Source organism: Pseudomonas sp. Irchel s3b5 (assembly GCF_900187435.1).
Classification (GTDB): domain Bacteria; phylum Pseudomonadota; class Gammaproteobacteria; order Pseudomonadales; family Pseudomonadaceae; genus Aquipseudomonas.
The window spans coordinates 1-14942 of record NZ_FYDY01000040.1 but is presented as its reverse complement, the minus strand read 5'-3'; the positions used below and the strand labels follow the sequence as shown (position 1 = coordinate 14942).

14 protein-coding genes and 1 pseudogene are annotated in these 14942 nt (G+C 46.7%); 10 read left to right on the top strand and 5 right to left on the bottom strand.

The window, feature by feature from the left end:
- Positions 1–20 precede the first annotated feature (20 nt).
- From CKW15_RS25785 to gmd, 4 genes are read right to left on the bottom strand one after another with little or no spacing between them, the layout of a single operon-like run.
- Positions 21–1130, bottom strand: coding sequence for a glycosyltransferase family 4 protein (locus CKW15_RS25785; protein WP_095152899.1), 1110 nt, complete (start codon positions 1128–1130; stop codon positions 21–23).
- Positions 1130–2272, bottom strand: coding sequence for a glycosyltransferase family 1 protein (locus tag CKW15_RS25780; protein WP_095152898.1), 1143 nt, complete (start codon positions 2270–2272; stop codon positions 1130–1132). Before CKW15_RS25780 ends, CKW15_RS25785 begins: the two co-directional genes overlap by 1 nt.
- The gene (locus CKW15_RS25775) at positions 2273–3169 is read right to left on the bottom strand and encodes a GDP-mannose 4,6-dehydratase (RefSeq protein ID WP_095152897.1); all 897 of its coding nucleotides are present in this window, start codon (positions 3167–3169) and stop codon (positions 2273–2275) included. It abuts the gene before it with no gap.
- A complete protein-coding gene (gene gmd, locus CKW15_RS25770; RefSeq protein WP_095152896.1) occupies positions 3169–4200 on the bottom strand; it encodes a GDP-mannose 4,6-dehydratase in 1032 nt (343 codons plus the stop codon). Before gmd ends, CKW15_RS25775 begins: the two co-directional genes overlap by 1 nt.
- A gap of 731 nt (positions 4201–4931) precedes the next feature.
- Here gmd and CKW15_RS25765 point away from each other — a divergent pair.
- The 10 genes from CKW15_RS25765 (at position 4932) to CKW15_RS25725 (ending at position 13993) form a co-directional block, all read left to right on the top strand.
- A complete protein-coding gene (locus tag CKW15_RS25765; RefSeq protein WP_095152895.1) occupies positions 4932–5732 on the top strand; it encodes an ABC transporter permease in 801 nt (266 codons plus the stop codon).
- Positions 5733–5747: 15 nt separating this feature from the next.
- Positions 5748–6491, top strand: coding sequence for an ABC transporter ATP-binding protein (locus CKW15_RS25760; RefSeq protein ID WP_095152894.1), 744 nt, complete (start codon positions 5748–5750; stop codon positions 6489–6491).
- A 103-nt stretch (positions 6492–6594) separates the two neighbouring features.
- Entirely contained in the window at positions 6595–7359 is a 765-nt protein-coding gene (locus CKW15_RS25755; RefSeq protein ID WP_095152893.1) for a glycosyltransferase family 2 protein, read from the top strand.
- Positions 7350–7979, top strand: a complete 630-nt coding sequence (locus tag CKW15_RS25750) for a phosphodiesterase (protein ID WP_095152892.1) — start codon at positions 7350–7352, stop codon at positions 7977–7979. The genes CKW15_RS25755 and CKW15_RS25750 overlap by 10 nt, the downstream gene beginning before the upstream one ends.
- Positions 7976–8608, top strand: a complete 633-nt coding sequence (locus CKW15_RS25745) for an HAD family phosphatase (RefSeq protein WP_095152891.1) — start codon at positions 7976–7978, stop codon at positions 8606–8608. Before CKW15_RS25750 ends, CKW15_RS25745 begins: the two co-directional genes overlap by 4 nt.
- A complete protein-coding gene (locus CKW15_RS25740; RefSeq protein ID WP_095152890.1) occupies positions 8601–9332 on the top strand; it encodes a glycosyltransferase family 2 protein in 732 nt (243 codons plus the stop codon). Before CKW15_RS25745 ends, CKW15_RS25740 begins: the two co-directional genes overlap by 8 nt.
- 3 nt (positions 9333–9335) lie before the next feature.
- Positions 9336–9659 (top strand): hypothetical protein, encoded by a 324-nt coding sequence (locus tag CKW15_RS25735; RefSeq protein ID WP_095152889.1) that lies wholly within the window; start codon positions 9336–9338, stop codon positions 9657–9659.
- A 12-nt stretch (positions 9660–9671) separates the two neighbouring features.
- Complete coding sequence (locus tag CKW15_RS25730; protein WP_095152888.1) at positions 9672–10724, top strand: FkbM family methyltransferase; 1053 nt, start codon at positions 9672–9674, stop codon at positions 10722–10724.
- 21 nt (positions 10725–10745) lie between these two features.
- Entirely contained in the window at positions 10746–12773 is a 2028-nt protein-coding gene (locus CKW15_RS28285) for a hypothetical protein (protein WP_143498518.1), read from the top strand.
- A gap of 44 nt (positions 12774–12817) precedes the next feature.
- The gene (locus CKW15_RS25725) at positions 12818–13993 is read left to right on the top strand and encodes a glycosyltransferase (protein ID WP_095152887.1); all 1176 of its coding nucleotides are present in this window, start codon (positions 12818–12820) and stop codon (positions 13991–13993) included.
- A 221-nt stretch (positions 13994–14214) separates the two neighbouring features.
- Here the strand turns inward: CKW15_RS25725 and CKW15_RS25720 are convergent.
- Positions 14215–14358 (bottom strand): annotated as a pseudogene (locus CKW15_RS25720) (transposase domain-containing protein); the annotation flags it as partial.
- Positions 14359–14942 lie beyond the last annotated feature (584 nt).

Sequence of the window (14942 nt, the reverse complement as noted above, 5' to 3'; positions counted from 1 at the left end):
GGGCACTGTGCCGCAACCTGTCAAAGCAGAGAGCGATAAATCTCGGCATAGGACTTAGCCATCGAATCGGAGGAGAACACCGCTTCAAAACGCCGTCCGGCTGCCTCTCCCATCGATGCGGCAACTTCCGGTTGATTCCAGAGTTGCGTCATTGCCGCTGCCAGCGCGACGGAATCACGGGGAGGAACAACCAGGCCGGTCTCCCCTGCGATGTTGATGTAAGTGGTGCCAGAGCCTATTTCACAAGAAATCATCGGTTTGCCGTACATCGCCCCTTCAAGCAAGGAAATGCCGAAAGACTCGGATCGCAGGTGTGAAGGAAAAACAAACGCGTAGCACAGCGTCAAAAGAGCAGCCTTGTCCTCGTCGGGTAATCCGCCAAGGAAATGGACATTGGTCACTCCCAATTGATCGGCCTGAGCTTTGAGCTCCGCTTCCAGATGCCCGCCCCCGAGAATGACAACGGGGAGTTGAGTCGTTTTGGCGGCCTCAAGCAGGTAATCCAACCCCTTGTAGTAACGCAATGCGCCGACAAACAGAAAAAAACGTTCACCCAGACGCGATCGCCACAAGGCAAGCTTCTCCGCAGAAGGCGTCGGGTAAGTTTCGCGGTCCAAGCCGTAGGGCACAACTCGGACTTTGTCTTTAAAACGCGTTAACACGGGACTGCTTTGAGCATAGTTCGGTGAAGAAGCGACGACACAGTCAACACTGGACAAGAAGCGATTCATCAACGGCTGATAAAGCTTGAGAAGCGTTTTTTGCTTGACGATATCCGAGTGATAACTGACGACGGCTGGCTTTTGGATACGACTGAGAAAATGCACCAGATCCATGTAAGGCCACGGGAAGTGGTAGTGAACTATGTCTGCCTTTTTTGCCAACTCGGCAAAATCTTTGAACGCCGATAGCGAGAAACCGGTGGAGGCCACATGCAGATCGAGTTTTGAGCGGTGAGTCAGATGGTGCCCAACCTTCTCATTACGTGCCGCACCTCGTTCGCTGAGATACAGCACTTCAGATTCGAATCCGTGGCGAATCCCGCCCTCGGCAATCTGAAAAATGACTTGTTCAATACCACCCATGGTCTCCGGGTAGTACGTCTTGAAGAAGTGCAGAACCTTGATCATTATCCCCTGACCACCTTCTGGTAAACCTCAAGAGTTTCCATTGCACAACGTTCCCACGAAAACCTGGCTGCATGCAGCAAGCCTTGCTCGATGGCACTGGCACGCCACAAATCATCTTCCAGGCCTCGCTGAATAAGCGAGGTCAGCGCTTCCGTATCCTTGGCATCACACATCAAGGCGGCTTCTCCGGCGACCTCCGGTAACGAAGAACTGTTTGAGCAGACCACCGGTACACCAGAGCTCATCGCTTCAAGTACCGGCAATCCAAACCCTTCATAAAGCGACGGAAAGGTAAAAAGGCGGGCACCCGCAAACAACAACGGAAGATCTTCACTGGGTACAAAACCCAGGTAATAAGCCCAGCCTTCACGTTTAGCACTTTCCAGACGCTGATGAATGGTCTCGTTTCGCCATCCATGATAACCGGTCAACACCAACGGCCAGCGCTTGCGAACTTCGAGCGGAAGCCGGGAGTAGGCATCAAGCAACGTCTCGATGTTCTTGCGAGGCTCTATTGTCCCTACAAACAGACTGTAACCACCCACTTCCAGTCCGTGGCGCAAAAGAGTTCTTTTGAGCTCTTCTACCCTCCGAGGATAAAACTCGGCGGAACTGGCGAGCGGCACCGTATGGATACGCTCGATAGGCCAGGAAAAGTAATCAGCTAATTCTTTACGCGTGTATTCAGAATCAGTGATCAGCGCATCCGCTCTTACCAGAGTGGTTTTAAGCTCTTTCTGCAAATAACGCACAAGCTGCGGCGCATGGCAGTGAGACCAGGTAAAGGGCGACAAATCGTGGAACGTGGCAACGCTGCGGCCGGCAAAAGGCGGCAGATAGTAATTAGGGCTGTGGTAAAGAAAATCACCATGTCCCTTTAAAGCATGCTTCCTTAGCAATGGCATAAGAAGCCGATAGGCCTCGACAGCCAGGAAGTTTTTTTGCACCGCTCGTTTCAGGCCGTAACCGCTACCCGACGCTTCGGCAGCCGTCGGCAACGCAGGTAAAAATCGTCGACCAGCAAAAAACAGCAGGTCGGCGATTTCCGGACTCTGCTGCAGTCGCAGCGCCAATTCATAGGTGTAGCGACCAATACCGGTTAGCGGGAAGCGAACCGGCTCAACAGAGAGAATTAACTTCATTTAATCGGCCGTCAGCATCCAGCTCAGGGTTTCACCCAAGGATGGAGTTGCCCAACCAGGTACCAGCGCCCGCAATTTGCTGTTGTCTCCGCAAAGGGTTTTCACCTCATTGGCCCGTACAAAGGCAGGGTTCACCTCAACCTCGATATCGTGCCCGGTAGATCCTTTGCACATTTCGATCACTTCACGCAGCGAATGGGTTTGCCCCGAACTGACATTGATCGTCTGACCTAGCGGCTTCGCCTCGATCAATCCTCGATAGGCAGCAACCAACGCACGAACATCACTGAAGTCGCGCCAGACATCAAGGTTGCCCAGCTCGATTTTCTGCGCCTTGCGACGGAAATGTGAAACAATTTTTGGTAGCAGGAAGTTCTCAGCCTGGCCAACACCTGTGTAGTTGAAAGGACGAGTGATGACAATGGGTAAACGGTCATGCCAAAGGTTGGCCATGTACTCCATGGCCAACTTACTGACCGCATAATCGTTGGCTGGTGATGGTGAAGTAGTCTCCGCCAGCAGCCCACCTGAAGCATTGCCATAGACATTGGCACTGCTGGCGATCAATACGCAATCCAGCGATTTGCCACTAGCTGCGACGGCTTCCAGCAAATTGCGCGTGCCAATCAGGTTGACCTGATAGAACGCATCCGCGGCACCATGGCCGACAAACGCCAATGCGGCGAGATGCACCACAACGTCGGGCTGAATCTTTGCCAGCAACGCGCGTAAGCCCGGGCCATCAGCCAAGTCGACCTGATGATAATTAGGCTCATCGGAAGGCTGACTGCCCAACCCGACAACCTCGTAGCCCTGTGCCCGAAGTTCATCAGCCATGTAACGACCGGTGAAGCCTTGAATACCCGTAATCAGCGCGCGTTTGCCAGCAATGGTCATCAGAACGAGAATCCTTGTTCATTACGACGCAGGTCAGCTTCGACCATCATGCGGCACAGCTCTTCCAGGGAAGTTTTTGGCTCCCAACCAAGAACTTCCTTGGCCTTGGCAGGGTTACCGATCAGCAACTCAACCTCCGTTGGGCGGTAGAATTTCGGGTTGATCGTGACCAGCACCTTACCGGTTGCTGCATCAGTGCCCTGCTCGTCTTCTGCCGTGCCCGCCCAGGAAATGGTGATCCCCACTGCCTTAAACGCCATGGAAACGAAATCGCGAACAGTTTCGGTACGATTGGTCGCCAAAACGAAAGTATCCGGCTCATCGGCCTGCAGCATGCGCCACATGCCTTCAACGTATTCCTTGGCAAAACCCCAATCGCGCTTGGCGTCGAGGTTGCCCAGTTCCATCTTGTCCAACAAACCCAGCTTGATCTTGGCGACGGAGTCGGTGATTTTGCGGGTCACAAACTCACGGCCACGCAGCGGAGACTCGTGGTTGAACAAGATGCCGCTGGTAGCGAAAATCCCGTACGACTCACGATAGTTGATGGTCATCCAGTGAGCGTAGAGCTTGGCCACGCCATAAGGGCTGCGCGGATAGAAAGGCGTACTTTCGATCTGCGGAATCGCTTGAACCTTGCCGAACATCTCGGAGGTAGAGGCTTGGTAGAAACGAACCTTCGGGTTAACGATTCGAATCGCTTCAAGCAGGTTTACCGCGCCGAGACCGGTGATTTCCGCGGTGGTCAGCGGCTGTTCAAACGAAACACCCACGAAACTCTGCGCAGCAAGGTTGTAGACCTCGGCGGCTTCGGTGGTTTGCAGCAGACGGATGCTGGCCGACAGGTCGGTCAGATCGTATTCGACCAAATGCAGGTTAGGGTTGGACTGAATGCCCAACTCCTCGATACGCCAGAAATTGACAGAACTGGTACGACGGTAGGTACCGTAAACGGTGTACCCCTTCTCCAGCAGCAGTTCCGCCAGGTAGGCGCCGTCTTGACCAGTGATGCCAGTAACGATTGCTTTCATGCGAATCCTCTAAACTCCATTTGAAGGCCCAAGCGGGCACACCTTTTACCGATCAAACTGAGTTTGGCTTATCAAGCTGCGAAGCCCCTCAGTGGCCGCCCCATCATACATCCTCGCCTGTCAGAGCACACTACCAGCATTTCGATAAATCGGGTTGCTCACCGAGCCCGACCAATGGGACTTGTTAAAGCTCGTATTTCATCAAGCAATCACGCTAACAGAGAAACTTGAAAAAGAAGCCATCACAAGGAAAGCAATTACCACGAAACTTTAGCCCCAAAAAACAAAATAAGAAACATGCATTAACCCCAATCTAATATCAGTAATATCATGCCAACACCCATAAATTAAGAAACTAATAATTTTTTATAACACTCAAAGCACACACCTAATTGACCAAGCTCAAACAAACTAGCGATAGAACTTTATAGCGGACTGCAAATCGCCACCACTTCGCAACCCCCTCCCCCCCCCCCTCAAAAAAACAAAAAAGGTAGTCACGAAAGCCACCTCCTTTCCAAGAACCGCTCAGCTCGCCACACAACAAAAATCATGCACCGCGTCGCACCGCCACCCCAACGAGCCGTTACTAAAAAATCGCGCCCAGCGGGGACGAGCCCACTCAAGGAGACCCCGCGCTTTCGGACATTAGGAGCGAGCACGAATAGGGTGACATCACCACCCCCATCAAGGTTACAATCAGCAGCTGATTTTACAACCCGGTGTTTCGAATGCTCTACAGCACAATAAACGTTGCCCTGATGGACGTAGCCGCAGCAGTAAAGCGCTACTCCCTTGTGGGAATGCTCGGATGGCAGGATGTCCGTCAGCGCTACCGACGATCCGCAATCGGGCCATTCTGGCTCACCATCAGTATGGGTGTGATGATCGGGACGATTGGTATAGTATTCGGGCAAATATTTAACGCCCCCATCAAAGAGTTCCTCCCTTTCCTCGCTGCCGGGATGATTCTGTGGGGTTTTATCGCAACTAGTATTACCGAGGCCTGTGCCAGCCTTATTGCTGCGGAAGGCATTATCAAACAACTTCCGATCCCTTTATTCGTTCACATACTACGAACACTCTGGCGAAATATAATAATACTTGGCCACAATATTATAATTTTTCCGCTGGTGCTTTTAGCTGTTCAACAGCCGCTAGGGTTTTACTCTCTACTTAGCATTTTTGGCTTTGCCCTTCTAATTTTTAATTTAGCTTGGATTAGCCTGATATTAGCTATTCTCTGCGCGCGCTATCGCGACCTTGCACAAATTGTGAGCAGCCTTCTTCAAATTGCTTTTTATCTTACCCCTATTATGTGGCTACCAAGCCTTTTACCTCAAAAATCAACCACTTACCTTCTTGATTTTAATCCAATTTACCACCTGATACAGGTTGTCAGAGCGCCATTGCTAGGCCAAGAGGTAAGCACCCTTAGCTGGGGCATATCCGGAGTGATGGCATTACTAGGGTGGAGCGCAGCAATAATTTTTTACGGGCGTTATAAGCGCCGCATTGCTTATTGGCTTTGAAGAAGAATATATACAATGGCTTCTATTGAATTTCACAACGCGTGCGTTGACTTTCCGATTTACAACGCTAGTGGACGCTCGCTAAAAAAGCGCCTGGTCCAAGTAGCGACAGGCGGGCAACTCGGAGCGAATGACCAGGGTCGCGTCATCGTTCGAGCTTTGGAAAACTTAACATTTACAATGACGGACGGCGACCGAGTCGGTTTGCTAGGCCATAATGGTGCTGGCAAAAGTAGCCTATTAAGGTTACTGAGCGGCGTTTACGCCCCTTCATCTGGCACCACCAAAATCTGCGGCGAGATTGGCTCACTCATCGATATTTCTCTGGGAATTGACCCTGAAGCAACAGGCAAGGAAAATATCTTTATTCGCGGCGCACTCCTGGGAATGAGCAAAGGTGAAATATCGGAAAAACTCGATGAAATCATTGAGTTTTCTGAGCTCGGTGAGTTCGTTGAAATGCCGGTCAGAACCTACTCTACAGGCATGCATCTTCGCTTGGCCTTTGCCGTTTCCACCACTGTCAGACCAGAAATCCTCATTATGGATGAATGGCTCTCCGTGGGCGATGAAGGCTTTAAACACAAAGCGGAGGCTAGAATGGCAGAGCTAGTCAAAGCTACCAATATTCTGGTCATCGCTAGCCATTCGCGCGAACTGGTAATGCATACATGCAATCGTGTGATTTGGCTCGAACACGGAAAAATACGGATGGATTCTGATCCCGAAACGGTCACACGAGCCTATTTCGGTAACTAAAATGCTTGTCTGCCCCCCTGCTATCTAAGTTAAGCTGATGATCCGACTGGGTTCGTGAAGAACCCACTTTCATTTAGACCGACCTAGAAGACAGACTTCGAAAATGCTAAACATCATCATTCCGATGGCAGGACGCGGTAGCCGCTTCGCAAACGCTGGTTTTATCGATCCTAAGCCACTGATTCCTATTCATGGAATCCCAATGATCCGATTGGTCATCGAAAACCTTAGCCCTAAGGTAGAGCACCGTTTTATTTTTGTTTGCCAACGCGAGCACTTTTCCGAATACGGTTTAGACGTCTTGCTTCCACAGTGGACAAAAAATTTCGAAGTCGTCTTACTTGACGGTATCACCCAAGGCGCAGCTTGCACTGTCTTGGCCGCCAAGCACCTCATCAACAGCAGTGACCCGCTGATGATTGCGAATAGCGATCAATACGTCGATACCTCAATCGATGCTTATTTGAGAGAAATGGAGCAACGATCCTTAGACGGTTTGATCATGACTATGACCGCTACCGACCCTAAATGGTCTTTTGCTGCCACTGATGCCGAAGGGCACGTAACCCTGGTTGCAGAAAAAAATCCTATATCCGAAGACGCAACTGTTGGCATATACAACTTCTTCAAGGGATCGGATTTTGTAAGCGCCGCGGAAGCCATGATTGAAGCCAACGAGCGCGTCAATAACGAATTTTATGTAGCCCCCGTATATAATCGAATGATCTCAAACGGCAGTAAAATAGGTGTTTACGGTATCGGTACAGATGGTGAGGGAATGTATGGTCTTGGTACACCTCAGGACTTGGCAGCCTTTCTTAAACAACCCTTATCCCTAGAGCGTGTGGAGCAGATCAAGTGGAAATAATCAGCCATCGGGGATATTGGTTAAAGGCGAGTGAAAAAAACACCGTTGAGGCCTTCAAGCGATCATTCTCTCTCGGGTTCGGTACGGAAACCGACGTTCGGGACTTGGCTGGCACCCTGGTTATCTCACACGATCCGCCTAAAGGCGAAGAGCTTACCTTGGACGAACTCCTGATGTTGGCAGGATCTGCACAACCAACACTTGCCATCAATATTAAATCCGATGGTTTGGCTGATACCCTAAAAGAGACTATGAGACGCCACGACTATAAAAATTGGTTCGTGTTCGATATGTCAGTACCCGATACTCGCGGACAACTCGCTGCCGGTAATCCGACCTATCTCAGAATTAGCGAATTTGAAACAGAGTCACCAATGCAACCGCACGCAGCGGGTGTCTGGCTTGACGCATTCAAGTCCGATGAATGGCGAATCGAAGAGCTTCGGCGATTAATTACTGCAAACATCAAAGTTTGCATTGTATCTCCAGAACTACATAAACGTGATCACGGTGATTTTTGGCTGCTGCTTAAAAATAGCGGCTTACATAACAGCGATCTTGTCGTGCTCTGCACAGACATTCCCGAACAAGCGGTTGATTTTTTTAAGGTGAAAGCATGATTCAGGCGATTATATTTGATATGGATGGAGTCCTGATTGATGCTAAAGAATGGCATTACGAAGCTCTGAATAAAGCGTTGGCGTTGTTCGGGTTTGAAATATCCCGATATGATCATCTGACAACCTTCGATGGTCTACCAACCAGCAAAAAACTAAACATGTTAAGCAAGACGAGTAATCTACCTCACGAGCTACATGGCTTTATCAACACATTAAAACAAAACTACACCATGGATATGGTATTTGAAAAATGCCGGCCAACTTTTATCCACGAGTATGCACTTTCCACCTTAAAGGCTCAGGGCTATAAGTTGGGCGTGGCCTCGAATTCGATTAGAGCCACTGTTCAAACGATGATGCAAAAGGCAGATCTCGAGCGTTATTTGGATACTATGCTGTCGAACGAAGACGTGAAAGAACCGAAACCGTCTCCTGATATTTATATCAAAGCCATGCAACAACTTCAGCTTGAACCATCGCAATGCTTGATCGTGGAAGACAATGAACATGGCATTCAGGCTGCACGAGCCTCGGGCGCGCACGTGCTTGTTGTAAGTGATGTAAGCGACGTTAACTACAACAACATTATGAACGCCATTAAACGTGCTGAAGGTAAATCAAATGACTAATGTACTTATTCTAGCTGCTAATGAACCGCATGATGATCGTGACAGCGGCTACCCGCTTTGTTTGACTGAGGTCGATGGAAAACCACTTATTCAACATCTCAGCGAAAAATGCAATGCCATTCCCAACGTAAAATTGACACTTGCCGTACGAGACCTGGATTGCAAGCGCTGGCATCTAGATAACGTGCTGCGATTGTTATCACCAGATGCAAAAGTTCTAAATGTCCGCCGTAAAACTGGTGGAGCGGCTTGCACGGCACTATTGGCTATAGCGACTATAAACAGTGAAGAACCACTGTTGATTATCAATGGCAATGAGCTTATTGATATCGATTTCTCGACAGTAATTTCTGGCTTTGTAAACTCAAATTTTGATGCTGGTGTCATCATTTTCCCTTCCGTCCACCCTCGCTATTCATACGTACGATTGAGCGAAGAAGATCTAGTTGTTGAGTGCGCTGAAAAGAACCCTATAAGCAACAACGCCACCGTCGGTTTTTACTGGTTTAAACACGGCAGTGACTTTGTCAAAGCGGCTCAACAAGCAATAATTAAGAGCGCACACGTTGATGGTCAGTATTACATCTGCCCAACGATGAATGAATTAATTTTACGTCAATTGAAGTTAGGCGTATACCGCATAGACACTCAGAAATTTCATCCATTGAAATCCGAAAGACAGATTGAGCGTCTTGAGACACTAATTGACTCTGGAAAACACTGAAAAATGAAACACGATAAACTAGAAAACATGGTGAAAGGGTGGTTCATAGGCGGCTTTAGCCCAACCGCTTTCGACACTCAAGCTTGTGAAGTCGCAATTAAGCGCTATTCAAAAGGCGAGGCAGAAAGTAGTCACTATCACAAAGTTGCTACTGAGATAACGGTAATAGTAGAAGGTTCTGTCAGAATGTGTGGTAAGGAGTGGACCTCAGGTGACATTATAACTATTAACCCCGGAGAGAAAACTGACTTCCTGGCACTTACAGATACCCTTACAGTTGTGGTTAAGCACCCTGGGGCATTGAACGACAAATACCTAGCAGATTAACTGAGCGCACAAATGACTAAAACCTGCATAATCGACGTAGGGGCAAATGGAGGAGATTTTCTTTTTCAGGTGGCGGCCCGTTCCCCCTCTATGGCAGTTATAGGCATAGAACCTATCCCTGAGCTGTATGACCAGCTCAAAGTAAAAAAAGAGTCGCTAAACCTGTTCAACGTCGAGCTTCTAAAAAAAGCGATCAATACAAATGAAGGTTTCGAAAACTTTCACGTAGCTCGTCATGCTGACTGGGGGGTTTCCAGTCTGTTAAATTTCGACAGTGAAAACTTAACAAAAAATGAGTACTGGTCACAACGATCTGATCTTTACTTTGAGGACGAAATAGAAGTTGAAGTCACGCGCTTAGACGCATATTTAAAAGAAGCTGGCTACAGCCATATTGACTTTATAAAAATAGATGCGCAAGGCGTTGACATCAAGGTACTCGAGTCACTAGGAGACCTACTAAAAAATGTTGACGCTGGAATGTTAGAGGCACCGACAACTCCCAATTCAGCACTTTACTGCAACGAACCAACACTTAAAGACGTTTTAATTTTTCTAGAAAGAAACAACTTTGAGCCTTATGCAATAAAACCAAATGACCCTGCATGTGCCGAGGTTAATATTTTTTTCAACCGTGTCGGCTTAGATTGGCAAGAGATAGAAAGTCGTCTTAACTTACGGGGAATACCTATTTACGACGGAAAGCATTATTGGCACACACCGTCTTCATCTCCGACAGATCCTGCTGGCGACTCAGCTACGATGTCTGTCATATCTACTCTATCTGCCGAAAACTCTGCTGCTTGGACTAGGGTCGCTCACTGGCAGGCTGAAGCTAATTTCTTCAAGGAAAAAGCACAAGCTCTCTCCCTAGAAGCTAAAGGAACCTCCTTAGGCTTAAACAACCTACACCAATCGCCAAGCAGCCAACTCCAAGTGAACACAAGTGAATACAATAATTTACTAAGCGAAAATAATAGCCTCAAATCACAAATTGAAGCCATTCACAGATCCACGAGCTGGCGACTCACAGCCTTTCTTCGAACACTAAGAAAACTTTTTTGATACAGAGGCGCAATAAACAAAATGTTTGACTCAAAATTACTGAGCGAAATATGCGACTCCAAACTAGTATTCTGGGCAGGACTATTCCCCCCTACGAGCGCCTTTAAATCCTCGACTCGAATTCTTGATGAGAGGTATGACTTTCGGCAATTACCAAACGATCACGGAAAATATAGCGCTGTTTATTTAACTGAAATTGATCTCGGCCAAATAAAGCAGTGGCCGTTAATTATGGATGAAGCGTTAAGACTATTGGCACATGGTGGAAAAACGTTACTATTCATTAGATTTACCCAAAATGATCTTTTAAGCATATTTGCTTTAACTGCATTTCTCAGAAAAAAGAGCGACTTTAAGATCCTGCTCAACTATCAAGAGCAGGACCCAAATGGCACATACATCTATAGTCTAGAATGCCATCGATCTTCCCCTCCTCCATCTCTGTCTACGTTTGAATTTGCTCTCATTACAAATGGACAGCGACCCACCCATGTCAAACGCTTCATTGAAAGCGTTGCTAACATCAGAGGCATTGACAATATAGATTGGACCATCGCTATATGTGGCCCCATAGGCACCCGCCAACAGACGGAAGCACTTTCAAATCGAGTTCGTTATATCGATGCACCTTTGTCTCACGCTGAAAAGGGATGGATAACGCGCAAAAAAAATTTAATAGTTGAAACTTCAAGATCAGAAAACCTAATCATTGCACATGATCGGTATGAAATTCCGCCAGACTTTCTCGACGCCATGTTCGAATACGGACCAGATTTTTCTGTATTAGTGCCTGCCCAAATTGACCAAAAAGGAAATCGTTTCCCAGACTGGGTTTCCTTTGGTAGTCAATGGTCTTGGGCTCCATGCGGGATGTTGAGCTATGATGACTATAACCCCAATATTTACATAAATGGTGGAGTAATTATCAGTAAACGATCAGTGCTAATCGAGACACCCTGGAATGATCTTTTGTTTTGGAACCAAGGTGAAGACATTGAACTATCGAGATGCTTAATCGAAAATGGAATTACACCTCGGCTATCGAGGGTAGTCACACTCAGAGCAACTGACGCGCGACCAGGCTATACATACGATTTTGCAAACTTGGCATCTATTGACAATGCCTACACCTCCCCTAATGGGAGCCCTAAATCAACTCAATTTACTATGGGGGCATTCTCTACGGGCATCAGCTTAGAACTCAAACATTTAACCATCGCCCAACTAGCTATGCATGGGATTAATCCCAGTAAGGATTGTTTTTTTTATACTCCTGACGGTCTTATCCCAAAAAAGGATAGTGTTGATCTTGCGTTTGGAATTGAACCTTTACAAAATGAAAAATTTACTCTATCGCTAATTCTATTGGGAGAGTTAAAAAAAGCCGACTTAGCCTTATCTTTGAATGGAAAATCAATAGCTTTTGAACTATACAAAGTTGACTCCCACTCTGTAGGCATTTCCCTATCGGAGGCAATAGAGAACAGCAACACATGCAGAAACACAAATCTAACAATTAACACTAGCAAAAATTATATCCTGCAAAAAATACTATCTTCTAATGAAAAACCAACTTCGACTTCCTCCACTTATCCTACCCACATTGACTACCCTATATCTTTTTCCAGTAAAAGAGAGCTACCTCATTCCATATTTGGAACTGGGTGGTGTGTGCGAGAAACATGGGGAGGTTGGTCCGACGGAAAAGAGTCCGAGCTGTATCTCCCAATACCAGAATCAGGACGCAATACTGATATAGAGTTTACACTCAACGCTATAGCATACGCACCGAAAAGCATTGAAACACAATTAGTTGGAGTTGAGTGCAACGGCTTGCCTATTACTCTAATAAAATTAAAAAAAAGCAAACGCTCAAAGAAGATGAAGTTTCGAATTCCGAGGACATTGATTAATGAGCGAGGCTTTGTTCATATTAAGCTTAAGATACAGCACCCATCTTCACCAGCAGAGCAAAATGCATCCAAAGACAATCGTCTACTCGGCATAGGAATAATAAGTATAGATGCCAAAAGGCTAAGAACCATTTAACAAACACCTACTAGCCCAACTACATCTCATTGCGAAACTAACGTATGAACAGCAAATCAGCTTTATTGATCGTCGAGAGAAATTTCTTTCAAACTCATGTTGGTGTTAAAAGGGTCATACACCATTACTGGCACCTTCTGTTGCAGGAAGGTTACAGCGTAACTCTCGCCTCACCCATTAATGGGAAGCTGTCGTCTTGCTGTCAAACCGTTGCTTATGATTTGATGAAAAAAGAATCCATCAGTAGCATCAATCTAAAGCCGACATGGAGGTCCACATACCCAACATCTGAAATCGTAATAACAGAAACAGATCCACCCCTCTTAAAATACTCAGATGACATTTGGAACTCTTCTGACAACATATCACCAGAGGAATACACCATATCAATTATTACTACACCATGGATGTGTACAGGGATTGATAACTTGCCAGAAGCGAAATACTCAATCGGTATAGTATATGATATGGTGCCAAACCTATTAGCTATAGGGGCGCTCAGAATGCCTCGCTTCGTGAATGCCTACGAGTTTGCCTATAGACATAGCTTGGGATATGATTTCTATTTGAAACATGTAGAAAAAATAGTATGCATTAGCGAAAGCACAAAAAACGACTTCATAAGCTTCTATCAGGACCGGATAGCCAGCCCGCTAACTGTGTCTATCCCTTTCGAAGACTTTGGCAATGGCATTGTTAGTAATACTCCATCTAATACGGTACTACTTATTAACGTACTGGACCACCGAAAGAACTTTACAGCCGTGGCAAGTGCAATCAAATCCGCGAGCAGCAAAATACCACTCAAACTGATTATAGTTGGCAAAGAGAGAATGTCTCTTAAGGATGTAACAGACTTCTTTGATGAAATATCTTCAACTTGCGAGACTGTTGAATGGTTTAGATCTCCAAACGACATACAACTAGAGCAATTGATGTCAAAATCAAATATACTTTTTTTCCCCTCTTTCTACGAGGGCCTGGGGCTTCCTATTCTAGAAGCACAAGCAAAAGGATTGCCTGTAATATCCTCAAACAACTCATCTTGCAAAGAAATAAATTTAAACCCAGAGCTAACTGCTGAACCATCTGATCATTCTAAATTTGCAGTTCTATTGAAGGAGGTCCTGACAGGATCTCGAACTGTACTTAAAGGTGAGGAGTTACGCTCTGCGCAAATCACATTTTTAAACACCGTCAACAGCCTTAACGTATTTTAAGTAGAATAAATTTCAATCAAAAACACATCCAACCACAGTAGAAAATATACACATCCAGAAAACGTAAATACCGATACTCAATGCTGTGCTCCCGACACCTTTATGGAGCCCGCACCTGATGACGAACTGGACGTCAAAGTCGCGGAGTTTGATCCAGTGCATGTTGAGTTCTTCAAAGTATGCGATCCATGAACCCCACATTTTAAAGGTGGGGTGTATAGCTATCTTGGTATTTGCGGTGTGCAGTTCCACGGCAGCAAGGCTTCGAAGTCTTCTACTGCGGCGGCTTGCGGTAACCGTTCAAGTGCGTGGCGCAGCCACGCATAGGGTTCTTGGCCGTTGGCTTTATCCAGCTCGACCAGCGCCGCCAAGCCGTCGATGGATTTTCGGAAGTCGACCGGCTTGGGGTACAGATACACTTTTTCGACTTTGGCATCGGGTCGCATCATGGCGAGCTGGCTCCTGAAGGAATCGGGAGCACAGCATCCGGGATCAGCTAAGCGCTTTGAATGTGGGGTTTATGGAGCGCTTACCGTTTTTTAGAATGACGGATAGAAAAGCAAATTAAAATTTTCTTGTTATTCTTTTCGACCAAGCTTGGATGGGCATCTCGATAAACAAATGAAGCGCATAAGCTACAGCCAACGAGATTACTAATGAGCGAAGCACTAAAGCACTAGGGGTTGCGGCGGGGCTTAAAAAAATCATCAACTCAACTACCGCAGTATGAATAGCATACAACGGGTATGATATTGCACCTAGCCACAGCAGCCAATTCTTACTTGCATATGAATTTATACGCGCTGAAAATACACATAAACCGTAAGCGCTCCATGAACCCCACCCATTCAAAATAGGCGCGCTTAGCGAGGCGATGTAAGTGAGCAGTTCCAAGGGATCAAGGCTTCGTAATCTTCAACTGAGATTACCTGTGGCAGCCATTCAAGTG